Source organism: Streptomyces bottropensis ATCC 25435 (assembly GCF_000383595.1).
Lineage (GTDB): Bacteria > Actinomycetota > Actinomycetes > Streptomycetales > Streptomycetaceae > Streptomyces > Streptomyces bottropensis.
This window is the reverse complement of sequence record NZ_KB911581.1, coordinates 6,333,039-6,356,514: the sequence shown is the minus strand read 5'-3', so window position 1 is coordinate 6,356,514 and position 23,476 is coordinate 6,333,039. Positions and strand designations below refer to the sequence as shown.

Genomic DNA, 23,476 nt, shown 5'->3' with positions numbered 1-23,476 from the left:
CGGTCGCCTCGTCAAGGCCTGGTGGGACGACCGTGTCACGTGTGTGCGCGGATCTGGACAGGCTCTGCCGGATGGCGGATATTATTCCGTGCACGTACGAATTGCCGTGCACGTACAAATTGCAGTGCACGTACGCATCGCCGTGCACGGACGAATCGTCACGCACGTACGCATCGCCGTCGGTGACCCACGGACGGTGGCGCGCACGGTCCGACTCGTCCGACGCACAGTGTCCGACTCATCCGAGCCGAGGAGCGAACATGGCCGCGGTGGACCTCTCCGCCCACCCCGGGCACCTGGCCCGACGGCTGCAACAGGCCCACTACCTGCTGTGGAACGTGATGGTCTCCGAGGAGATCACCTCGCCGCAGTTCGCGGTCCTCAACACCCTCGTCGCCGAGCCGGGGCTCGACCAGCGCTCGGTGGGGGAGCGGGTGGGGCTCGACCGCTCGACCATGTCCGAGGTCATCAGCCGGCTCGGGCGCCGGGGCCTGCTCGACAAGGTGCGCGATCCGCAGGACGGGCGGCGTTTCCTGCTCCGGCTCACGGAGGACGGCGTGCGGACGCACCGCAGGCTCACGGTGCGGACGGCCCGGATGAACCAGGTGTTCCTGGCACCGTTGTCGCCGGACGAGCAGGACATGTTCTTCCGGCTGATACGACGGGTCGCCGACGCGGCCGAGGAACTGCGCAGCCCGGCCGAGCCGCCGGGCGCCCGGTAGCCTCACGCCTTCGCGTACACCACCCACACCTGGCCCCGCGCGAAGGGCATCGGCTTGCCGTCCGCCGTCGTGAAGGCCGTGCCGTCCGCCGGGGTCCTCCGCTCCCAGCGGGTGTCGAAGACCCGGCCGTCCCGCAGGACCTCCGCCCGGCCCGAGCCGACCGTCTGCGTGTACGGGGTGTTGTTGCCCAGATAGTCGTGGAAGCGGGACTCGCGGATCGTCACGTGCTGGACCACGACCGTGGCCGGGGCGACCCGGGTGCCGTCGGTGGTGACCGCCCGGGTGCCGTCCATGGAGACCTCCCAGCGACGGCTCTCCTGCGACCAGGCGAAGGTGAAGCGGGCCGCCGGATAGCGGACGGTGCGGGAGTCCTCGGGCGTGCCGCCGTCGGGGAGGGGGCCGTAGCGGAAGCCGGTGGTCAGGGCTTCGGCGCCGGGTGGGGGGTCGATCAGTTCCTTCGGGCGCAGATACAGGTTGTGCGGGACCGGCTTCTCGTCGCCGCGGAAGTACGCGCCTTCGGCGTCCCCGGGAGTCTTCGCGTGCAGGGGCGCCCGGTCGATCAGCGGAAGGAGCTTGCCCTGCGCGCCCGAGAAGGCCAGGGTCGGCTCGTCGAACTGACGCAGCAGCTCCAGATCGGATTCGCGGGCGCTGCGCACGGGGCCGACGCTCTCCGGGAACGTCGTCGCGTAGAGGGCCATCAGGCGGCTGAGACCGCCCTCGACCTGCTCGGCGTAGACGATGTCGGCGGTGTCGAGGCCGGTCTGGGGACGGGCGGCGGAGGCGTTGTCGATCTTCACCGCGAGGACGGAGCCCACGGGCGGCGCGCTCGTCCGGTCGTCCCGGCCGCCGTCGCTCCGCCCTCGTCCGTCGTCGCCGTCCGGCCCGGTCACCGTGCACCCCGCCAGCAGCGCGGCCGCGGCCAGGGCGGAGAGCAGCGCCCCCGTCCGCGCGCGACGCCCCGCCCGCCGCGCGCGTGGTCTTCCCTGTACCGTGCTCGTTCCGTCCATAGTGTCTTCGATTGTGCGCTTATCCGTTGATGAATGGCCATACCGGTTCGTTTCTGACTGGTTCGGCGAGGAGGCGTCGGGTACCCGTGCGGAACTTGCTGACCGATGCAGGGAACGGAGTGTGGGCGCGATGAAGGCAGTGACGTGGCAGGGCAAACGGGACGTACGCGTGGAGACCGTGCCCGATCCGGTGATCCAGGAGCCGACGGACGCGATCATCCGGATCACGTCCACCGGGCTGTGCGGCTCCGACCTGCACCTGTACGAGGTGCTCACCCCGTTCATGACGCCGGGCGACATCCTCGGGCACGAGCCCATGGGCATCGTCGAGGAGGTCGGCGCCGGCGTGCCCGACCTGGCGGTCGGGGACCGGGTGGTCGTGCCGTTCCAGATCGCCTGCGGTGCCTGCTGGATGTGTCTCACCGGACTCCCCACCCAGTGCGAGACCACCCAGTGCAGCGGCGAGGGCATGGGTGCGGCCCTCTTCGGATACACCCGGCTGTACGGTGCCGTGCCGGGTGCCCAGGCCGAGTACCTGCGCGTCCCGCAGGCCCAGTTCGGGCCGATCAAGGTGCCGCACGGGCCGTCCGACGACCGGTTCCTGTATCTCTCCGACGTCCTTCCCACCGCCTGGCAGGCGGTCGAGTACGCGCACATCCCGCCCGGCGGCAGCGTCGCCGTGCTCGGCCTCGGCCCCATCGGGGACATGGCCTGCCGGGTGGCCCTGGAGCGCGGTGCCGAGCAGGTGTTCGGGGTCGATCTGGTGCCCGAGCGGCTGCGCCGGGCACGTGAGCGGGGCGTCGAGACGTTCGACCTCCGGGACTACGAGAACGAGAAGGACCTGGTCGGCGCGGTCCAGGACCGGACCGCCGGACGCGGACCCGACTCGGTGATCGACGCCGTCGGCACCGAGGCCCACGGCAGCGCGGCGGCCCGGCTCGTCCAGAACACGGCCGGACACCTCCCCCGCGCGCTCGGCGCGCGCGTCGCCGAGCACTTCAGCGTGGACCGGCTGGCCGCCCTCTACACGGCCATCCACCTCGTACGACGCGGCGGCACCATCTCCCTCTCCGGCGTCTACGGCGGCAAGGTCGACCCGCTGCCGCTGCTCACCATGTTCGACAAGCAGATCCGGCTGCGCATGGGCCAGGCGAACGTCCGCACCTGGACCGACGACATCCTGCCCCTCCTCACGGACGGCGACCCCCTGGGCGTCGACGACTTCGCCACCCACCGGGTGCCGCTGAGCGACGCACCGCACGCGTACGAGATGTTCCAGCGCAAGGAGGACGGGGCGATCAAGGTCGTGATGGAGCCCTGATACGGGCCGTCCCCGCCCGCGACGCGCCCGGCGCCGCGGCCGCCCGTCAGGGCCCGGTGCCGGGGCCGAGGATCTCCGCCAGGTCGTAGGTGACCGGCTCCTCCAGCTGCCCGTACGTGCAGCTCTGCGCCGTGCGGTCCGGGCGCCAGCGGCGGAAGCGGGCCGTGTGGCGGAAGCGGACGCCGTTCTCCATGTGGTCGTAGGCGACCTCGGCCACCCGCTCGGGCCGCAGCGGTACCCAGGAGAAGTCCTTCTTCGCCGACCATCGGCTCGGGGCCCCCGGCAGCCGGGCCGTCTCGTGCGCGGCCTCCTCGGACCAGGCGGCCCAGGGGTGCTCACGGACATCCTCCAGGCGCCACGGTTCCAGTTCGTCCACCAGCTCCGCGCGCCGCTTCATGGGAAAGGCCGCGCAGACGCCGATGTGCTGGAGGGCGCCGTCGTCGTCGTGGAGGCCCAGGAGCAGGGAGCCGACCACCGGCCCGCTTTTGTGGAAGCGGTAGCCCGCGACCACCACGTCCGCCGTCCGCTCGTGCTTGATCTTGAACATCGCCCGCTCGTCCTGCCGGTAGCGCAGATCGAGCGGCTTGGCGATCACCCCGTCCAGGCCCGCCCCCTCGTACTGCTCGAACCACTGCTCGGCCAGCTCGCGATCCGTGGTCGCCGGAGCCACATGGACCGGGGCCGTCGCACGGGACAGGGCCAGCTCCAGCAGCGCGCGGCGGTCGGTGAGCGGCACGTCGAGCAGCGACTCGTCGTTCAGGGCGAGCAGGTCGAAGGCCACGAAGGAGGCCGGCGTCGTCTCCGCCAGCATCTTCACGCGCGAGGCGGCGGGGTGGATGCGCTCGGTCAGGGCGTCGAAGTCCAGCCGCCCGCCCCGCACGATCACGACCTCGCCGTCCATCACACAGCGCTCCGGCAGCCGCTCCCGCAGGGCCTCCACCAGCTCGGGAAAATACCTGGTCAGCGTCTTCCCCGTGCGACTGCCGATCTCTACCTCGGCCCCGTCACGGAACACGATCGCCCGGAACCCGTCCCACTTCGCCTCGTAGTGCATGTCCGGCGGGACCGTCGCCACGGACTTGGCGAGCATCGGTTTCACGGGCGGCATCACCGGAAGATCCATGCTCCGATTCTGCGACCGCGGTGCGGGTGTCGCGCGGCGGATGCACCCGGTATGCGGCTTTCTTCCGTTCCGCCTACCGTGGCTCGCATGGGCGAAGCGGTGGAGCTGGAGGCGGCGGGGCGGACGGTACGGCTGTCCAGCCCGGGGAAGATCTTCTTCCCGGAGCGCGGCTTCACCAAGCTGGACCTCGCGCGCTACTACATCGCCGTGGGACCCGGCATCCTGCGGGCCCTGCGCGACCGGCCCACCACGCTGGAGCGCTACCCGGAGGGGGTGACGGGCGAGAACTTCTTCCAGAAGCGGGCTCCCAAGAACATGCCCGACTGGATCCCCACCGCCCACATCACCTTCCCCAGCGGCCGCAGTGCCGACGAGATGTGCCCCACCGAGGTCGCCGCCGTCGTGTGGGCCGCGCAGTTCGGCACGCTCACCTTCCACCCGTGGCCGGTCCGCCGCGACGACGTCGACCGCCCCGACGAACTCCGTATCGACCTCGACCCCCAGCCCGGCACCGACTACGCGGACGCGGTACGCGCCGCGCACGAACTGCGCGAGGTCCTGCACGAGTACGGCGGGCTGCGCGGCTGGCCCAAGACCTCCGGCGGCCGCGGCCTGCACGTCTTCGTGCCGATCCGGCCCGACTGGACGTTCACCCAGGTGCGCCGGTCGGCCATCGCCGTGGCCCGCGAACTGGAGCGCCGGATGCCGGAACAGGTGACCACGGCCTGGTGGAAGGAGGAACGCGGCGCGAAGATCTTCGTCGACTACAACCAGACCGCCCGCGACCGCACCATCGCCTCCGCCTACTCCGTACGCCCCCACCCGCACGCGCCCGTCTCCGCACCCCTCACCTGGGACGAGGTCGGCGTCGCCGTGCCCCGCGACTTCGACCTGGGGACGATGCCGGCGCGCTTCGCGGAGGTCGGCGATGTCCACGCCGACATGGACGAGCACGCCTTCTCCCTGGAAGCGCTGCTGGAGCTGGCGGCGCGGGACGAACACGACCACGGGCTCGGGGATCTGCCGTATCCGCCGGAGTACCCGAAGATGCCGGGCGAGCCGAAGCGGGTGCAGCCGAGCAGGGCCAGGAAGGCGTGAGACGCGGACGGGGTCGTTGCCGCCGCACCCGGTCGGTCACCCGGTGCTCCGCCCCGCGTCGGTCTCCGGGTCGGTCTCCGCGTCGCGCTCCAGGGCGGCCACCGTCCGACGGCAGTCCCGCAGCAGCTCCTCGTCGGCGGTGATGTCCTGGCGTGGATCGGCCGACCCGTCGTGGTGATGGCGGCGTGGTGACGCCAGCTCCGCCCGGAGCAGGGGGAGCGCCGGTGCCGCGGCGGCGCCCATCCCGGTGAGACAGGCGGCCAGGGACGGCCGGGACCCCGGGTCGGCGGTCCAGTGGTGGAGGAGGCGGGGCAGCGCCGCGTCGATGTCGCCCGTCACCTGCCAGAGGGTGACCGCCGCACGTGCGGTCCCCTGCGTCGCGCGCAGGAGGTCGCTCAGGGGCGCCGCCGCCGGACCCAGGGTGCCGAGCAGCCGCAGGGCGATGTCACGACTGGAGGCGTCGTCGGACTCCAGACCGGTCCGCAGGGCCGGCAGTGTCGTCGCGGTGTCCCCTGTCGTCGCCCACAGGGCATGGGCCGCCGCCAGACGGGTGTCGGGGGACCCGGCGCCATGGGTCAACTCCCGCAGCAGCGGCGCCGCTTCGGCCGCCGCCTCGCCGTACCGGGACAGGGCCCGCAGCACGCACCACCGGGTCGTCCGGCTGTCCCCGCCCGCGCGGAGCCGATCGACGAGCAGGTCCAGCGACTCGGCGTGGGCGATCAGGCCCAGGGCGCCGACGAGCCGGTCCCCGTCGGTGCTCCGGTCGTCCGGTCCGAGCGCGGTGAGCCGTTCGTGCAGCACGGGGCCCAGCTCGGCGGCGGTCTCGCGGTCGAAAGCCCCGAGCCACCGTTCGAGATGCGGGGGCAGCTCGGGGAGCCGGCCCACCACGGACCGCACCGCGTTCGCCACGCGCTCGTCGCCCTGGAGCGCGAGCAGGTCGATGGCCCTGCCGAACGCCATGTCGTCCCAGGACAGACCGTTCTCGTCGCCTCTGCGGCGCTCCGCGAACTCCGTGAGGAAGTCCACCACGTCGTCGGTCACGACACGGCTGATCGGAGCGAGCGTGCGCAGTTGCCCGAGCGCGGCCCGGCACAGCGCGAGTTCGGGCTCGCGAAGCTGCCGGGCGAGCGCGATGACCGGTTCGTCGTCCGGGGCCCGCCACCCCCGCAGCACCTCTCCGCACATGGCGACGGCCCGCATGCGCTGCTCCCGGTCCGGGCTGCCGAGCTGGTCCAGCAGCAGCGGGAACCGTATGTCGGTCCGGTCCTTGAGACCGCGATGGAGCCTCCGCAGGATGTCGGGGGTCTCGTCGTCGTGGTCGGCCTCCGTGCGACGCGTGGCCTCCAGCTCGCGCAGATGCGACACCAGGGTGTCCGTCCGGGGGCGCTCGTCCGGGGGCCGGACCGTCCCGGCGGCGGCCGCCTTCCGCTCGTGGGCGTGCCGCATCACCTCGATGGCGATCTCGGCGGTGTTCTCGGGCAGCCGGTCCGGGGCGCTGCGCGCCAGGTGATCCAGAGCGCTCAGCCGTGCGTCGGGGACGCGGTCGGTCGACTGCGCCACCGCCTCCAACACGGGCCCCGCCTCCTCCGCCAGGCGCTCCCCGTGCCTGACGGCCAGCTCCCCGACCGCGTCCACCAGAGCCCGCTGTGCCTCCGGATGCGGCTCGTGGGGCAGTCGCGCGCTCAGCGAGGCGAAGGCCCGCACCGGATCGGGGTGCAGCTGGGCCAGCGCCTCGGCGGCCGCCGCGCGCACCTCCGCGTCCGGGTCGGCCAGCAGCCCGTGGAAGGCGTCCGCACGCGCCCGGACCCCCTCCCAGGCGTCCAGGTACGGCTGGACGTACGCCGCGTCCTCCTCCTCGTCCTCGAAGAGACCGCCTATCTCCTCCGGATCGGGTTTCTCCTCGCCCCCGATGCTGCACAGCAGATACACGATCGCGGCGCGGTCGGCGAGTCCCTCCCACGCGGCCAGTTCGAACAGGAACGGGACGCACGCCACGGTGCTGCCGTAGACGTCCCCCTGGTGGTGCACCGCGCCGTACATGCCGTCCAGCGCGATGTCCCGCTCGGCGGGGTCGTCCGACGCCAGGCCCCGCAGCAGGTCCGGTACGTCCGTCGCCGAATCGGTGTACGCATGCCCCAGCGACGCCCAGTCGACGTCGTCGATCCCCGTGAGCACCAAGCCTCCCCGTCGCACAGCAGTGGCGTACGGCGGCCACTGATCACAGCTTGCCGTACGCCACTGACAACGGGCCGGGCCGGAGTGGTCCCGGGCGTCCCTACAGTTCCTTGATCCTGACGTCGCGGTAGGAGACGACGTCCGTCGTGCCGTGCACCTGGAGGCCGAGGTAGCCGGAGGCGAACCGGCGCCCGTCGGTGCCCGGGTCGTCCGCGCGGGGCGGGGCGAAGTCCTGGCCGCCGGTGTTGTCGAACTCGTTGATCAGGACGCCGTTGCGGAAGACCGAGTAGTGCTGGTCGACCACGCGGATCTCGTAGTCGTTCCAGGTGCCCTTCTGGGTGACGCCCGCGCCGGCGAGCCCCACCCGGTCGAAGCCGTAGACCGACCCGGTCTTGTACATGTCGCCGTCGGGCCGGTCGAAGACCTGCACCTCATGGCCGTACTTGATGGCCACCCACTCCGGCCGTGACTCCTCCGGGTGGTCGTGGACCCCGGGGAAGCGGACGAACACACCGGAGTTGGCGTTGCCCGTGCCGGGGGCGTCGTCGCGCCACTGCAGGCGCAGCGAGAAGTCGCCGTACTTCCGCTCGGGGAACCACAGCATGCCGAGCCCGGCCTTCGTGGTGCCGGAGGTGATGGAGCCGTCGGCGTTCCGCTCGAACGAACCGCCGCCCACCTGCTGCCACCTGGCGAACGACTCGGCCGTGCCGTCGAGGATCGTGCGGTAGCCCTCGGTCTGGCCGGGTTTGCCGATGCCGGACTCCGCCGCCGCCTCCCGCACGGCGGTGTGTTCGCGCAGGTCGACGACCCCGCCCCTGAACAACTTGTCGAGGACGGTGTCCACGTGCTTCAGGAACAGGGCGTGGGACGTCCACTCCTTCTCGTCCTCGATCAGCTCGTTGATGCGGCACCGGTTGTCGGTCACCCGGTTCGGCACACCCGAGTCGACCGTGCCCACGAAGACCGTCGAGCGCTCGTCGTACTCGGCGCAGTTGGGGGCCGGAACCCCGCCGCCCGCGACGACGGTGAAGCTCACCGACCGCGCGGCGGCCGTGTTGCCCGCCTTGTCGCTCGCCCGGTAGGTCACCGTGTGGGTGCCCGCCCGGTCGACCACCACGGGCGCGGCGTAGGCGAGATAGGGGCCGCCGTCCAGCGCGTACTCGACCGCGGCGACACCCGAACCGCCGTGGTCGGTCGCGCTGACGGTGACCTTCGCGCTCCTGAGGTACGCGCCGGCGGAGTTCCGTTCACCCTCGACGGTCACGCCCGTCACCGGGGGAGTGGTGTCGGCGGCGGGCGGGGCGACGACGGTGAAGGAGACGTTCTTCTCGGCCGCGACGTTGCCCGCCCTGTCCGTGGCCCGGTACCGCACCTTGTGCGTGCCGGCCTCGTGCACCATCACGGGGGCGGAGTACGGCTGCCAGGCCCCCGAGTCGCCGAGCGCGTACTCGATGGTGTTGACGCCCGATCCGGTGTCCGAGGCGGTGACGGTGACGGTCGCCATGGACACGTAGTCGCCCTGCGGGTTCTTCTCGCCGGCCACCGTCGCCGAGGTCTCCGGCGCGGTCGTGTCGTCCGTCGGCGGTGCCACGACCGTGAACCCGACGTTCTTCTCGGCCGCCGTGTTGCCCGCCTTGTCGATCGCGCGGTAGCGGACCTTGTGCGTGCCGACCCGGTCGATCACCACGGGCGTGGTGTACGGCAGCCAGGCGCCGTCGTCGCCGACCGCGTACTCGACCCGCTCGACCCCGGAGCCGCCCGTGTCGGTCGCCCTCACCGTCACCGACGCCGAACCGACGTACGCGCCCTGCGCGTTGCGCGTCCCGGCGACCTCGGCCGATGTCTGAGGCGCGGTGGTGTCCTCGCCGGTGCCCTCCGTCACCACGAGGATGCCCTGCATCTGCCCGTGCCCGGGGATCGTGCAGTAGTACCGGTAGCGGCCGGGGGTGAGCGTGACCTCGGTGGTGTGCCGGCCACCCTGGTCGTCGCCGGGGTTGGCCAGGATGTTGAGCGGGACGTCGTTGTTGTACTCCGGGTCGGAGACGTCGAACGTCAGGGTGTGCGGCATCCCCATGGTGTTGCCGGTCGCCCTGCTGTTCTCGAAGACGATGGTGGTGGGGCCCGCCACCGCGGTCTGCGGGACGGTCAGGTACTTGGTGATGTCGTCACCGGCGGTCCAGGTCAGCACCTGGACGGCCGCGTCCGGAGCCGGTGCCTGCCCCGCGCGGCCGGACGCGGGCGTCGAGGTGAGCCCGAGCACCATCAGCAGGGCCGCCAGCAGGGCCGCCCACACGTGTCTAGCCCGCATCACTCCGCCTTCCTCGCCAGTTCGTCGGCCGCGGGCGTCGGACCGCCGCCCGTGTAGGTGATGCGCCACAGCGCCGACTTGGCGTCCGAGGTGAAGAACCCGCGTCCGTAGTCGAGGACGTACAGCGCGCCGTCCGGTCCGAACTTCCAGTCCATGAGGTTCCTGATGCCTTCGGCCCCGACGGGCACGATCTTCTTCAGCGACTCCGCGTGGACCGGGAGTCCGCCGCTGCCCTGGTTCTTCGGGTCCATGACCACCGCGTGGCGCGGCTGGTCGGCGTCGTAGAAGTCGCCGACGAACCACTTGCCGTCCCAGTAGGCGGGCCAGCGCGCCGAGTTGTCACCGGAAGCGGAGTACCGGTAGACCGGTCCGTTCATCGTGGCCTGGCCGCCGCCCTTGAGCCACGGCAGCAGGTACGTCGCCTCCTCGTTCTTGTACGAGGGCAGGCCGCCGGCGTCCCGGGGGAAGTCGGGGGCGCCTCCCTGCGGCGAGTACCAGATGTTGTTGCCGGTCACCGGGGGCAGGTTCACGAGCCCGTCGTTGTTCGGGGACTCGTTCTTCGGGTGGTCGCAGTCGTACCAGCCCAGCGGCTTGGACGGGTCCGGCAGACTACGGTCCCGGTAGGGCTGCTTGTTGCCCATGCAGTACGGCCAGCCCCGGTTGCCGGCCTCCGTGATGGCGGCGAAGGTGTCGTACTTCGCCGGGCCCCAGGTCGTCGAGGGCGCGCCGGCGTCCGGGCCGACCCAGCCGGCGTAGAGGACGTCCGTCTGCCGGTCGACGAAGATCCGCGCGGGGTTCCTGACGCCCATCACATAGATCTCACCGCGGGTCTTGCCGCCGCCCTCGGCGGTCTCCTTGCCGGTGAAGAGGTTCCCCGCGGGCAGGGTGTAGGTGCCGTCGGGCTCCGGGTGGATGCGCAGGATCTTGCCGTTGAGGTTGTTGGTGTTGCCGGCGGTGCGGCGGGCGTCGGCGAACGAGAGGCCCCTGTAGTTCGGTTCGGGGTTGTTGCCCGAGTAACCACCGCTGAACCCGCTGGAGTTGTTGTCCCCGGTGGCGATGTACAGGTTGCCCTTGGAGTCCCAGGTCATCCCGCCGCCCGCGTGGCAGCAGCTGTGGATCTGCACCGGCCACGTGAGCAGGGTCTTCTCGCCGGCCAGGTCGAGCTTGTTCGTCGTGAGGTCGAGGGTGAAGCGGGAGACGCGGCGCTCGGCCGTGCGGGTCTCGCGGTCGATGCGGGAGTGGGGGGTGTAGTGGAGATACACCCAGCCGTTGTGCTGGAAGCCCGGGTCCAGCTCGATGCCCAGCAGCCCTTCCTCGACCTTGATCAGCTCGTCGCCGCCCCCCTTGTTGCCGAAGACGGTGAGCGCGCCGGCGAGGGTGACCTGCTTGGTTCTCGGGTCGTAGACGTGGATCTCGCCCTTGCCCTTGCCGATGTCGGGGTTGTTCCAGTCGGTGACCACGGGCTTGGACGAGTCGGCGCCGCCCCGGCCGATGTAGAGGACCCGTCCGTCGGGCGCGGTGACCAGGCCGTGCGGCTCGCCGATCTGGTCGTTCTGCCCCGGCTGGTTGGGCCGGGTCAGCCGCTCGGCCTTGTAGTTGGCGTCGATGGTGGCCTTGCAGTCGGCCCGCGCCAGGCGGGAGGTCCACAGCAGGGCGCCGCGCAGGTGCGTACGGAAGTCCGTCTCGTCGTACGCCTGGACGGTCCCGCCCATGGCGGTGTAGAAGGATCGGCCGCCGTCGTAGTCACGGCACCAACTCACCGGGTGGTCCCAGCCGTTGGCGCTCGATCCCGGCTGGTACGTGGACTCGCGGACCCGGGCCACGGTGTGCACCGTGCCGGACGGGTTCTTCGTCCAGTTGAGCCACTTGTCCGGCCGCTTCCACTGCACGGGCAGATCCTTGGTGGCCGGATGCCGCCGGTCGCCCACCTCGACGGTCGCCCGCTGTACGCCCGCCGGGCTCGACGCGGCCGGGCGGGCTCCGATCAGTCCCGTGAACCAGTCCGAGTACGGCTCGGCGCGGGCCGCGTCATGGACGCCGACGAAACCGCCGCCCGCCTCCATGTAGGTCTCCAGCCCCGCCTCCTGTTCGGGGTCGAGGACGTCACCGCCGCCGGTGAGGAAGACGACGGCGTTGAATCCGCTCAGCCGGTCCTCGTCGGTGAAGACGGAGGCGTCACCCGTGGCGACCACCCCGAACCGTTCGGAGGCCGGACCCGACAGGCCGATCCGCTCGATCGCCTCGATCCCGGCGTTCACGACGGGCGACTCGTCCCCGGCCGCCGCGGAGCCGTGGAAGATCAGCACCCGGGGTCCGGACCCGCCCGGCGGCGACGTGATCGACATCGTTGTCAGCGGCGGTTCCGGCGCCTGGCCCGCGTGGGCCGCGGGGCCCGACAGGAGCCCCGCGGTGACGACCGAAGCGGTCAGTGTGGCCGCCCAGGCCCGTCTCTTGGTGTCGCTCAACCCTCGTAAGTACATGGGCACCTCCTCGGTCACAGCAACAGCGCCATGGAAGCTAGCCCCCATTTGCGCGGCTCGCCAAGACCTATGACCGGAATGGTGCGAACTTTGTCCTGGGTGTGGAGAAACCGCTGGGGTGCCGCTACCGTCACACAGGTTGATCACAGGCGCGTCTCCGCAAATCCGTATGAGCATGGGGAGTTCCGCATGGACGCGATGGGCAGACGAGGGTTCAGCCGGCGGGTGCTGCTGGGCGGCGCGGCCGCCGCGACATCGTTGTCCGTGGCCATCGAGACCGTCACCGCCCCCGAGGCCGCCAGCGCCGCCGGACGGGCGAGGACGGCTCCGGCGGGCGGCGAGGTCAAGCACATCAAGATGTACGCCGAGAAGCTGTCCGACGGGCAGATGGGCTACGGCTTCGAGAAGGGCAAGGCCTCCATACCGGGCCCGTTGATCGAGCTCAACGAGGGCGACACGCTGCACATCGAGTTCGAGAACACCATGGACGTGGCGGCGAGTCTGCATGTGCACGGCCTCGACTACGAGGCGTCCAGCGACGGCACCAAGCTGAACAGGAGCGACGTCGAGCCGGGCGGCACCCGTACCTACACCTGGCGCACCCACGCCCCCGGCGCCCGTCCGGACGGCACCTGGCGGGCGGGCAGCGCCGGCTACTGGCACTACCACGACCACGCCGTCGGCACCGCACACGGCACGGGCGGCGTCCGCAAGGGCCTCTACGGCCCGGTCGTCGTCCGCCGCAAGGGCGATGTGCTGCCCGACAAGACCGTCACCGTCGTCTTCAACGACCTGCGCATCAACAACAAGCCCGCCCACACCGGCCCCGACTTCGACGCCACCGTCGGTGACCGCGTCGAGTTCGTCGTCATCACGCACGGCGAGTACTACCACACCTTCCACATGCACGGTCACCGCTGGGCCGACAACCGCACCGGCATGCTCACCGGCCCCGACGACCCCAGCCAGGTCATCGACAACAAGATCGTCGGACCCGCCGACTCCTTCGGCTTCCAGATCATCGCGGGCGAGGGGGTCGGGGCGGGCGCCTGGATGTACCACTGCCATGTCCAGAGCCACTCCGACATGGGCATGGCGGGCCTGTTCCTGGTCCGCAGGACGGACGGCACGATTCCGGGGTACGAGCCGCACAAGCCGCACGTGGCCGTCGATCCGGGGGCGTTGGACACGGCGGGCGGGTCCGGCTCGACCGGGGCCGCGCACGACCACTGACAGAGGGGCAGGTCGGCCGCCCGCCCGCAACGGTTCGCGCCCTACGACGCCTCGACCTCGAAGGCGAACCGCTCGACGTACGGCTCCTCCTGGACGGTAGGCGACGACGAAGCCGCCGTCCGGGAGGGAGCCGAGCTGAGCCGAGCCGCGGGAAACGGGCCGGCACCGGGCCGAGCCACGCCGCGCGGGAGCAGCCGTCCGTGACCGTGACGACCAGGGCGTCGTACGGCGCCGGGGGATTCGCGTGCTCGGTCAGCAGCCGGTGGGCGCCGCCGAAGGCGTCGACCGTGCTGTGCCGGAGGTGCAGATCGCGGTACGCGCGCGGGGGGCGGGCGTACGGGGACAGGCGCTCAGCCCTCATGGGCCTTTCTCATGGTCATCCGAGGATCCTCGACCGAGTGACGACCCCGCGCACAACGGGATTTCGGGGCACCGGCCGATGATCAGGGAGCGCTCTCAACGACCCCCTCCGGGGCTATCCTGAGCGCACCCGCCCCGGAGGAGAGTTCCCAAGTGACCGAGACAGCGTCGCGCCCCACGTTGGAGGCCGTGGCCGCGCGGGCCGGGGTGTCCAGGGCGACGGTCTCGCGGGTGGTGAACGGGGGCGAGGGCGTACGGGAAGTGCTGGTCGAGCGGGTGCGCAGGGCGGTCGACGAACTCGGCTACGTACCGAACCAGGCGGCCCGCAGCCTCGTCACCCGGCGGCACGACGCGGTGGCTGTGGTGATCGCCGAACCGGAGACCAGGGTCTTCGCCGACCCCTTCTTCGCTCTCCAGCTCCGGGGCATCAGCAAGGAGTTGACCGCACACGACTCCCAGCTCGTCCTGCTGCTCACCGAGGGCCCGGAGGACTACGCGCGCGTGGGCCGGTATCTCGCCGGCGGGCACGTCGACGGGGCGCTCGTCTTCTCGCTGCACCTCGACGACCCGCTGCCGGGCCTGATCCGGGGCGCCGGCGTCCCGACCGTGTTCGGCGGCCGGCCCGGCTGGGCGGACGGCTCGCGCGGCGACACCCCCACCGTGTACGTCGACAGCGACAACCGGGGCGGCGCCCGGGACGCCGTACGCCATCTCGTCGGCCTCGGCCGCACCCGGATCGCCCACATCACCGGGCCTGTCGACCAGACCTCCGCGGTGGACCGGCTCGACGGGTTCCGGGACGTCATGGTGGACGCCGACCCCCGGCTGATCGTCGAGGGCGACTTCACCCCGGCGGGCGGGGAGCGCGCGATGCGGGCACTGCTCGACCGGTGTCCTGAGGTGGACGCGGTGTTCGCCGCCAACGATGTGTCCGCGGCCGGGGCGCTGCGTGTGCTGCGGGAGCGGGGGCGGCGGGTGCCCGAGGACGTCGCCGTGGTCGGCTTCGACGACATGCTGCCGGTGGCCGAGCACTCCGATCCGCCGCTGACGACGGTCCGTCAGGACATCGAGGAGATGGGCCGGTTGATGGCCCGGCTGCTGCTGCGGGGGCTGGAGCGGCGAGTCGCCGGCGAACAGGGGGGCCAGAAACTGGTCGGCGCGCCGACCAGCGTGGTCCTCCCGACCACGCTGGTACGACGCGCCTCCGCCTAGGAGCCCCGGCTCAGCAGACGACCCGGTCGAAGTAGAAGTGGTCGGCGCTGGTGATCTTCCGCCAGATGGCGTCCTTGCCACGGCGGTCCTCCGACTTCGCTTCCCGCGACTGGCCCCACCAGTGGTAGTAGGTCTTGCAGTCCTTCGGGAACCTCACGGCATCGGTGTCGTAGAAGTAGGAGTAGTTGTCCTCCCGCTGCCCGGGGGACAGCCAGACCCGCGCCTTTTCCATGTTGCCGACCCGCACCGGGTTGCCGTGGCACGGCAGGTTGTCGCCGTTCTCCCAGGTGCCGTAGGAGTCCGCCCAGCAGTTGGAGATCGACAGGTAGGTGTTGGTGTTGTTGTCGACCTCACCGCCGCACCCCGGGGTCGGACAGGTGTCAGCCGCCGCCGGACCGGTCAACGTGGTCAGATTCATCGACGCTGCGGCCACGGTGACCAGCACCGCGTATACGAAGCCTTTCCTCAACAGGATTCCCTCCCTGGATGTCCCGGCGTCCTGCGGCACGTTCCGCAGAGTCCCCGCTCGGGACGGACGGGTGCAGGTGTCGTCAGCGCGGCAGCGTGCCGTGGTGCGTGTCCCCCGTCACCGGTTCGCCCGGCGAGGAAGATCTTCGGTGGCCGGAAACCGAAGGACAAGAGGGGCAGGGCAAGTTGGCACGCCTGGAACGCGGTCCACGCTCTGTACTGGGAGAACGCCGAGCGCTGGAACGCCTCCGCCGGAGTGGGCGGCCTCGGCGCACGACCTGGGTACGCCGTCGGACGGGTTCTGTCGTGGCGAACCGGCGTTCGACGGTGGCGCATACTGTGCGCACGGCTGCTGGGGGGCAGCCCGGTATCAGACCGATGCTGTGGCAGAAGACCAGGGGAACCGCATGGCCGAGGCGTCGCATCGCAAGCAGCTCGGGGCCCTCCTCGAAGACCTCAAGCAACGCAGTGGCCACAGCTATCAGCGGATCGGCCAGGGCGTCCGTGCGAGCAAGTCCACCGTGTACCGGTACTGCACCGGACAGATCGTGCCGCCGGATTTCGCCACGATCGAGCGCATAGCGAAGACATGCAACGCCGGCAAGGCCGAGATGGCCGAGCTGTACCGGCTGTGGATGGCCGCGTCCTGCGCCCCGGACGAAGTCCCGGTCCATGTCCACACCCCGGTCCACACCCCGGACCCCGTCCCGGCCGACTCCCCGGATCACGTTCCGGACCATGCCCCGGCCGACGTCCCGGCCGACCTCCCGGCCGGCGCCCTCGCGGCACCCGAGCAGCCCGGCGTCCCCGCCACCGCCCTCGTCGGCGCCCCCGCCGAAGCGGACTCTCCCACCACCGGTCCGCCCCCGAGCACGCCGCCGCTCTCACCATCCGCACCACGAGCCCGGCCCGTGCCGGCCGTGCGGCCCGCCGACGGTACGCGAAGACCCGGCGGACGCTCGCTGCTGTTCGCGCTCTCGGCCGCGTTGGTGACCCTTCTGGTGGCCATGACGGCGACGAGCAGCGGCCCCACCCTGCACGGTACTTCGCCCCGGAGGGCGGAACAGTGGATACCCGGGCCCGCCTGGGTGAGCGCCCCGGCACCGGTACGGTCCACCCTCTTCGGCGTCACCATCAACAGCACCACGGGCACCATGCCGTCGTTCCGGACGGGTGCCGTGCGTCTCTGGGACAGCGACACGCGCTGGTCGAACATCCAGCCCCGGCGCGGCGAGTTCGACTGGGACGTCCTCGACCGGCTGGTCGACGGTGCCGAACGGGCCGGTTTGCCCGCGCTGTTCGTCATGGGCGGCACCCCGCGATGGGCGAGTCCAAACGGCCCGGTCGGCCCCTACGCCGACGGTTCCCGGGCCGCGCCGCCCGACCGCCTCGCCGACTGGGACGCCTTCGTGAGCGCCCTCGTGCGGCGCTATCAAGGCCGCATCGAGGCCTACGAGTTGTGGGTGCTGGCGAACGACTCCCGGTTCTACAACGGCAGCGTGGAGACGCTGGTCGAGATGGTCCGCAGAGCCGGCCGGACGATCCGGGCCGCCGATCCGGAAGCCACCGTCGTGTGCCCCGGCATGGGGCGCCTGTGGGAGCCGGAGGCCGTCCACGTCCTTGAGCGCTTCGCGGAACTCGGCGGATACCGGCACTGCGACGTCGCGGGCGTCAAGCTCTACCAGCGCACGGCCTCCGATCCTCCGGAGACCATGCTCGCGCTCACCCGCACCGTCGACCGCATCCTGCACCGCGCCGGGGTCCATCCACGCCTGTGGAACACCGGCACCATGTACGAGATCCCCCTGCAGAAGCCCTTGAGCCGCCGTCGCGCCGCCGACTACGCGGTGCGCTTCTACCTCGTGGGGCTGTACGCCCGCGACGCCAACGTCGAGCGCATGTACTTCTACAACTGGGGCGGCACCAAGATCCCCGTCGTGCTGCAGGCCGAGGGCGGCGCGCCGACCCGGGCGGCACTGGCGGTCGAGCAGCTGCAGCGATGGCTCGCCCACGCCCGGATCCACTCCTGCGGCCATGGTCTGGCCTCGGGCCTCGGCGCCAACGTGTGGGAATGCAGGTTCACCGTGACCGAGTCCGGGCCGAGTCACGAGGCCACCGTCCGCTGGACCGATTCCGGCACCGCCATGACCACGTCCGAACCGGGCCTCGCCTTCGTGCACCGGCTCGACGGCACGGTGACCGCCGTCCGGCCCGGTGACACCATCAGGATCACCGAGCAGCCGGTCCTCCTCGAACAACGCCCGGTGGGCTATACGCCGGTGCGCCGCGAACCGCCCCGGCCCGTGGGCAGGGGCGATCGCGGCGAAGCGCTCAGGCGCCCACCGTCACCGTGAACCGGCGGGGGTTGCCGTCGTGGGCCGCGCCCGACACGTCCGGCTGGCCGTCGGGGCGCACGTCGTCGTACGGAAAGGCGTACCCGATGGGCGAGTTGGCGTGCACCACACGTGACCAGTGGTTCGTCACGGTCCCCCGGTAGTAGTCGGCCGTCGTCGTCCCGTTCGGCTGTGTGGGGTGGGTGAGCATGATCGAACGGTTGAATCCGGCGGCGAGACGGGCGAGGAGCGCCTTCTTGGTGTCGGAATCACCGGGGTTGTTGGTGAAGGGGCCGTGGTTGCAGGTGAAGATGTCCTTCGAGGTCGGTCTGGTGAACGAGTGGCCGCCGGCGAAGGTGAGCGTGTCGCCGGAGACGCGGCCGGCGAGGACGCCCCGCCCGCCCTGGAGGTCGATCCGCAGGTCCGTCCCCCGGTACTTCTGCCACACCTGGTCGATGGAGGAGTTCCAGTAGGCGCGGAACGGCATCAGGTCGGGCCGGTCGAAGTACGGCGCCATCAGGTTCTGCGGTGAGATGACGCGCAGCACCTTGCCGTCGCCGCCCCGGATGACGAGCCGGTCCCACGGCTGGGCGGCCCGCGCCGACTGCGCCACCAGATCGGCGGCGATCCGGTCCACCGCCCCGTCGGGCAGCGGGGCGACCGTGTGCGTGCGGTCGCCCTCCAGCGTCAGCCCGATCGGCAGGGCCGTCACCAGGTCGACGTAGCTGATGTTGGCGAACAGCTGCGTGGAGTTGAAGGTGAACTCGCAGAACGACCACGTCTTGCCGTAATTGGGATCGGCGGGCGTCGCGAAGGCGGGCTCGACCAGCGCCGGACCCGGGTTGAGGAAGAACTGCAGGGTGCTGTCGCGTACGAAGTAGACGCGGGCGCCGTACATCTGAGGCAGCGTCAGCACTGTGGGGGCCGACCCCGCCGGGCCGAGCGGGATCGCGCAGTCGACCGGCAGCGGTGTCTGCGGCGCGGAGGGCGAGGTGGGCCGGTAGACACCCCCGTCGGCCCGCAGCAGCAGCCAGGCGCCCGTCGCCTGCTCGTGCCCGGTGACGTAGGCCCGGACCGTGCCCGGCAACGAGGCGTTGCGCAGGGCGAGTTGGCAGGTCGCGGGCGCGGCCTGGGCGGGTGTGCCGAGAGCGCCGCCGAGGGCGGTCGTGCCGACGGCGGCTGCGGTTGTGGACAGGAAGATACGGCGGGAGATCACGGTGGCCTCCTGGGACGTGGGGGAGTGGAGGCACAGCGGACGGGGCCCCTGCTGTGGTTCCCCCACTGTTCCCAGGGGAAGTTGAGCCGTCAAGACTTATGACTGAGAGCGCTCTCAAGACTTTCGTGTCTTCATGAGATGACGACAGGCCGAACGGCGTCCGGACCCGGTATCCGGGCGGAGCACCTGACGACGGGCGGGAATCAGCCCTGCGGCTGCTCGCTCCGGATCACCGCGAACCGTGCCCCGTACGGGTCGGCGAGCCGGGCGAAGCGCCCCGCGCCCGCGAGATCCGTGGCGGGCGCATGGACGCCGCCGCCCAGCTCCCGCGTCCTGCTCACCACCGCGTCCGGGTCCGGGACCTCGAAGTACGGCAGCCAGTGCGCTGCGGACTCCTCCTCGCCCCGGTCCTCGTCGAGCGGGACGATGCCGCCGAACATGGCACTCGGCTCGGTCCCCGACGGGCTCACGCAGGTGTAGCTGCCGCCGCCGGCGTCGATCGCGGAGGTCTCCCAGCCGAACACCGAGTTGAAGAACCCGGCGGCCGCGGGCAGGTCCGGGGTGTGCAGCTCCAGCCAGCACAGCGCGCCCGGGTCGGTGACGACGTCGAGGCCCTTGTTGCCACGGGGCTCCCAGACCCCGAAGGGAACCCCCGCCCGGTCGGCGAGGATCGCCATGCGGCCCTCGTCGGCGACGTCCATGGGCCGCAGCAGCACCGCGCCGTGAGCCTGCTCGACCGCCTTGACCGTGGCCTCGGCGTCCGGCGTCCGGAAGTAGACGTTCCAGGACGAGGGGCCCTGTTCCGGCGGGTTCTGCATACCGGCCGCGGCGGTGCGGCCGTCGAGCTGGAAGAAGCCGTAGCCGCCCATGTCGGGTCCGGCCGGCCGGAATTGCCAGCCGAAGAGATCCTGGTAGAAGCCGGCGGCACCCTCGATGTCGGGGGTGCCGAGGTCGATCCAGTTCGGGGCGCCGGTGACGTAACGGGTGGTGAGCATTGCCGTGCTCCTCCGAGGGGGTGCGAGGGCCCATGTCCTGTACTGCCGAGTCTGGCACCGTCCAGGGACGATCGCCCGCCTCGCGTCACGGCCGAGGGCGTCGTTCCCCGTGGGCCTCGCTCAGCGCGCCGTCGTGCGTCGCTCCACCGCCTCGGGGACCATGGCAGGCCCGGACCGTCGTGTTGATGCCGCGTTGATCGAACGTTTTTCGGCGCGCGGCACGATGCTGCGCATGCACTACGACACGATCACCCCGATCGACAGCGCCTGGCAGGAGCGCGCGCTGTGTGCGCAGACGGGGGCCGACTTCTTCTTTCCCGAGCCCGGCAGTTCGGTGCGCGAGGCGAAGCGCATCTGCGGGATGTGCGAGATGCGCACCGCATGCCTGGAGTACGCCCTGTCCCACGACGAGCGGTTCGGCGTCTGGGGCGGGCTGTCCGAGAAGGAGAGGCTACGGCTCCGGCGCGCCGAGAACGGCTGACCCACGACACCGGAACCCCCGCTCACCCCCACTGCCCCGATCCTCGTCGGACCGCAGGCGAACCGCCCGTCGGCGTGAGCCGGTCGGAGATAAAGCGGTAGGTCCCGTCCCGGGCGGTCGCATAGGATCCGCAGGCGCGGTTCGAAAGGTGGCGCGGAGACGGTCGCACCGCCTCCGCAGGGCGAAACCCCGGTACGAATCCGGCCGTCCGCACCGCGCTCGACACCTTCCGCGGTGCCCGGCCGTGCCACGGGTCCGACGGCCGCGTGGGTGCGGCCGGGACAGCGGTACGGGGCACGGGCACGCGGGCGGGGGCACGCATGGGCGAGAGCGGCGGGATCACCGAGGAGGAGCTGGCGGCCTTTCACCGTACGGTCGGCAGGCTGCGGGCGCTGCCCGTGGACGACCCCGTGCGGCTGAGGACCGAGCGGGTCGCCGCGTCCTTCGCACGCGACGGATGGAAGCGGCGGCGTACGGCGCTCAGCGCCGAGAAGTCCGCCGCGGACGCCGCCGTGATGGCCGCGACCGCCACGGGAGCCCCCTCGCGGCGCGAGGACGCCCCGCTGTCACAAGCGGCGGCGGGCGGCGGGGGAGTGCTCCACAAGGCGCGGCACTGCTATGTCTGCAAGACGTCGTATCGACAGGTCGACTCCTTCTACCACCGGCTGTGCCCGCGATGCGCCGCCGACAACACCGCGCGACGCGCTCTGAGCACCGACCTGAGCGGCCGCCGTGCCCTGCTCACCGGCGGCCGGGTGAAGATCGGCTTCCAGCTGGCGCTGATGATGCTGCGCGACGGCGCCGACCTGCTCGTCACCAGCCGTTTCCCGCACGACACCGTACGCCGCTTCCGGGCCGAACCCGGAGCTGAGAAGTGGCTCGACCGGCTGACCGTCGTCGCCGTCGATCTGCGGGACCCGCGCCAGGTGCTGGGCCTGTGCGAGCAGTTGCGCCAGGAGGGCGAGCCGCTCGACATCCTGGTGAACAACGCGGCCCAGACGGTACGGCGGCCACCGGAGTCGTACGCGCTGCTGGCCGGCGGGGAGTTCGACGCGCTGCCCGAAGGAGCGCGCCAGGCACCCGGGTTCACGCCGCTGCGGATGCTGCCGGACGGGGCCGCCGCGCTGCCCGTCGCGTTGCGCGAGGCCGACGAGGCCGGGCTGCTGCCCGACCCCTCGCCGGAGAACTCCTGGTCGACGCGGCTCGGTGCACTCGACCCGGCGGAGGTTCTGGAGACCCAGCTGGTCAACTCCCTCGCCCCGGCGCTCCTGTGCGACCGCTTGCTGCCGCTGCTGCTCACCGGGCCGCGCCGGCGCCGGTACGTGGTCAACGTGACGGCCGTCGAGGGCCGTTTCGCCGTGCGCAACAAGACCGCAGGCCATCCGCACACCAACATGGCGAAGGCCGCGCTCAACATGCTCACCCGCACCAGCGCGGCCGAACTGGCCGACCAGGGCGTGCACATGTGCGCCGTCGACACCGGCTGGATCACCGACGAGAACCCGGCCCCGAAGAAGCAGCGCATGGCCGGCGCAGGCTTTCGCACCCCGCTCGACATCATCGACGGCGCGGCCCGCGTCTACGACCCGATCGTGCGCGGCGAGGCGGGCGACCCGGTGTCGGGTGTGTTCCTCAAGGACTACCGGGAGGCGGAGTGGTGAGCCACAGGGCTGGGGTGGCCCGCAAGGCGGGGTCGTAACGCAGAGGCAGGCGCGCCGGTCTCCAGAACCGGAACACGTCGGTTCGAATCCGCCCCGCCCCGCCCCTGCCCCACCCGTGCGGCCCGGACCGTGTCCGTCAGGCCCCCGCGCGAGCCGCCATCCGCGCCTTGCGCGCCGCGAGCTTCTCGTCGAACTTGCGGGCCTCCGCGTCGAGCCCGCCCATGTAGAGGCCGAGCTCCTCCTGGGCCTTCATGCCCTCGGGGCCGAGGCCGTCGATCTCCATGATCTTCAGGAAGCGGATGACGGGCGCGAGGACGTCGTCGTGGTGGATGCGCATGTTGTAGACCTCGCCGATGGCCATCTGCGCGGCGGCGCGCTCGAAGCCGGGCATGCCGTGGCCGGGCATCCGGAAGTTCACGACGACGTCGCGGACGGCCTGCATGGTGAGGTCGGGGGCGAACTCGAACGCGGCCTTCAGCAGGTTCCGGTAGAAGATCATGTGGAGGTTCTCGTCGGCCGCGATGCGCGCCAGCATGCGGTCGCACACGGGGTCACCGGAGTGGTGGCCGGTGTTGCGGTGCGAGACGCGGGTGGCCAGCTCCTGGAAGGCGACGTACGCGACCGTGTGCAGCATCGAGTGCCGGTTGTCCGACTCGAAGCCCTCGCCCATGTGGGACATGCGGAACTCTTCGAGCTTGTCCGGGTCCACCGCGCGCGAGGCGAGCAGGTAGTCGCGCATCACGATGCCGTGCCGGCCCTCCTCCGCGGTCCAGCGGTGCACCCAGGTGCCCCAGGCGCCGTCACGGCCGAAGAGGGTGGCGATCTCGTGGTGGTAGCTCGGCAGGTTGTCCTCGGTCAGCAGGTTCACCACGAGGGCGATCCGGCCGACCTCGGTGACCTTCGACTGCCCCTTCTCCCAGGCCTCGCCGTCCTCGAAGAAGCCGGGGAAGTTGCGGCCGTCGCTCCACGGCACGTACTCGTGCGGCATCCAGTTCTTGGTGACCTTGAGATGCCGGTTCAGTTCCGTCTCGACGACCTCCTCCAGCGCGTACAGCAGGCGCGCGTCGGTCCATTCGCTGGACGGGCTGCCGAGGTGAGGAGAAGTGATCGACACAAGTGCTCCAGGGGGACGAACAGGGGGCTTGTCTTCTTGCCGGCCACGGGCGGGTGGCCTGAACTTACGGCATCGTAGGCTACGAATCCGTAGGTTACGATGCCGTAGGTTAAGAGTGCTGTAAAGAGTGCTGATCAGCGGGGTGGCGCAAGGCTTCGTCGGGCGTGCC

17 protein-coding genes are annotated in these 23,476 nt (G+C 71.3%); 8 read left to right on the top strand and 9 right to left on the bottom strand.

The features are described 5' to 3' along the window. Positions 1-260 precede the first annotated feature (260 nt). Positions 261-722: a MarR family winged helix-turn-helix transcriptional regulator gene (locus tag STRBO_RS0128370; RefSeq protein WP_005484697.1), complete on the top strand. Its 462-nt coding sequence runs from the start codon at positions 261-263 to the stop codon at positions 720-722. Positions 723-724: 2 nt separating this feature from the next. On the opposite strand, the gene STRBO_RS0128365 is transcribed toward STRBO_RS0128370, so the two are convergent. Next, positions 725-1,729 (bottom strand): DUF3048 domain-containing protein, encoded by a 1,005-nt coding sequence (locus STRBO_RS0128365; RefSeq protein WP_005484696.1) that lies wholly within the window; start codon positions 1,727-1,729, stop codon positions 725-727. 130 nt (positions 1,730-1,859) lie between these two features. On the opposite strand from STRBO_RS0128365, the gene STRBO_RS0128360 reads away from it, so the two are divergent. Continuing rightward, the gene (locus STRBO_RS0128360) at positions 1,860-3,050 is read left to right on the top strand and encodes a zinc-dependent alcohol dehydrogenase (protein ID WP_020665623.1); all 1,191 of its coding nucleotides are present in this window, start codon (positions 1,860-1,862) and stop codon (positions 3,048-3,050) included. 46 nt (positions 3,051-3,096) lie between these two features. On the opposite strand, the gene STRBO_RS0128355 is transcribed toward STRBO_RS0128360, so the two are convergent. Beyond that, the gene (locus STRBO_RS0128355; protein ID WP_005484692.1) at positions 3,097-4,173 is read right to left on the bottom strand and encodes an ATP-dependent DNA ligase; all 1,077 of its coding nucleotides are present in this window, start codon (positions 4,171-4,173) and stop codon (positions 3,097-3,099) included. Between the two features lie 87 nt (positions 4,174-4,260). Between STRBO_RS0128355 and ligD the strand changes: the two genes are divergently transcribed. Beyond that, the gene (gene ligD, locus STRBO_RS0128350; protein ID WP_005484690.1) at positions 4,261-5,271 is read left to right on the top strand and encodes a non-homologous end-joining DNA ligase; all 1,011 of its coding nucleotides are present in this window, start codon (positions 4,261-4,263) and stop codon (positions 5,269-5,271) included. Between the two features lie 36 nt (positions 5,272-5,307). Here the strand turns inward: ligD and STRBO_RS0128345 are convergent, their stop codons facing one another. The 3 genes from STRBO_RS0128345 to STRBO_RS0128335 all read right to left on the bottom strand — a co-directional run bounded on the left by STRBO_RS0128345 (position 5,308) and on the right by STRBO_RS0128335 (position 12,234). Further along, positions 5,308-7,446 (bottom strand): HEAT repeat domain-containing protein, encoded by a 2,139-nt coding sequence (locus tag STRBO_RS0128345; RefSeq protein WP_005484689.1) that lies wholly within the window; start codon positions 7,444-7,446, stop codon positions 5,308-5,310. Between the two features lie 100 nt (positions 7,447-7,546). Further along, a complete protein-coding gene (locus STRBO_RS0128340) occupies positions 7,547-9,754 on the bottom strand; it encodes an OmpL47-type beta-barrel domain-containing protein (RefSeq protein WP_202500377.1) in 2,208 nt (735 codons plus the stop codon). Continuing rightward, positions 9,754-12,234: a ThuA domain-containing protein gene (locus STRBO_RS0128335; protein ID WP_202500376.1), complete on the bottom strand. Its 2,481-nt coding sequence runs from the start codon at positions 12,232-12,234 to the stop codon at positions 9,754-9,756. Before STRBO_RS0128335 ends, STRBO_RS0128340 begins: the two co-directional genes overlap by 1 nt. Before the next feature lie 198 nt (positions 12,235-12,432). On the opposite strand from STRBO_RS0128335, the gene STRBO_RS0128330 reads away from it, so the two are divergent. After that, the gene (locus tag STRBO_RS0128330; RefSeq protein ID WP_086016365.1) at positions 12,433-13,467 is read left to right on the top strand and encodes a multicopper oxidase domain-containing protein; all 1,035 of its coding nucleotides are present in this window, start codon (positions 12,433-12,435) and stop codon (positions 13,465-13,467) included. A 513-nt stretch (positions 13,468-13,980) separates the two neighbouring features. After that, on the top strand, positions 13,981-15,039 hold the full coding sequence (locus tag STRBO_RS0128325) for a LacI family DNA-binding transcriptional regulator (protein WP_020115196.1): 1,059 nt from the start codon (positions 13,981-13,983) through the stop codon (positions 15,037-15,039). Positions 15,040-15,049: 10 nt separating this feature from the next. Here the strand turns inward: STRBO_RS0128325 and STRBO_RS0128320 are convergent, their stop codons facing one another. Continuing rightward, positions 15,050-15,508 (bottom strand): hypothetical protein, encoded by a 459-nt coding sequence (locus STRBO_RS0128320; protein ID WP_245170628.1) that lies wholly within the window; start codon positions 15,506-15,508, stop codon positions 15,050-15,052. A gap of 406 nt (positions 15,509-15,914) precedes the next feature. On the opposite strand from STRBO_RS0128320, the gene STRBO_RS0128315 reads away from it, so the two are divergent. Then, positions 15,915-17,861 (top strand): helix-turn-helix domain-containing protein, encoded by a 1,947-nt coding sequence (locus STRBO_RS0128315; RefSeq protein WP_005484679.1) that lies wholly within the window; start codon positions 15,915-15,917, stop codon positions 17,859-17,861. On the opposite strand, the gene STRBO_RS0128310 is transcribed toward STRBO_RS0128315, so the two are convergent. Both STRBO_RS0128310 and STRBO_RS0128305 read right to left on the bottom strand, forming a co-directional pair. Then, positions 17,839-19,056: a glycoside hydrolase family 64 protein gene (locus STRBO_RS0128310; RefSeq protein WP_020115195.1), complete on the bottom strand. Its 1,218-nt coding sequence runs from the start codon at positions 19,054-19,056 to the stop codon at positions 17,839-17,841. The genes STRBO_RS0128315 and STRBO_RS0128310 overlap by 23 nt on opposite strands. A gap of 203 nt (positions 19,057-19,259) precedes the next feature. Further along, entirely contained in the window at positions 19,260-20,051 is a 792-nt protein-coding gene (locus STRBO_RS0128305) for a VOC family protein (protein ID WP_005484675.1), read from the bottom strand. A gap of 232 nt (positions 20,052-20,283) precedes the next feature. Here STRBO_RS0128305 and STRBO_RS0128300 point away from each other — a divergent pair, with 232 nt between their 5' ends. Together STRBO_RS0128300 and STRBO_RS0128295 are read left to right on the top strand one after the other, a co-directional pair. Further along, positions 20,284-20,532 (top strand): WhiB family transcriptional regulator, encoded by a 249-nt coding sequence (locus STRBO_RS0128300; protein ID WP_028796893.1) that lies wholly within the window; start codon positions 20,284-20,286, stop codon positions 20,530-20,532. A 320-nt stretch (positions 20,533-20,852) separates the two neighbouring features. Then, positions 20,853-22,193, top strand: a complete 1,341-nt coding sequence (locus STRBO_RS0128295) for an SDR family NAD(P)-dependent oxidoreductase (protein ID WP_005484671.1) — start codon at positions 20,853-20,855, stop codon at positions 22,191-22,193. 136 nt (positions 22,194-22,329) lie between these two features. Here the strand turns inward: STRBO_RS0128295 and STRBO_RS0128285 are convergent, their stop codons facing one another. Continuing rightward, positions 22,330-23,307 carry an acyl-ACP desaturase gene (locus tag STRBO_RS0128285; protein WP_005484663.1) on the bottom strand — a complete coding sequence of 326 codons (978 nt, stop codon included), beginning with the start codon at positions 23,305-23,307 and terminating at the stop codon, positions 22,330-22,332. Positions 23,308-23,476 lie beyond the last annotated feature (169 nt).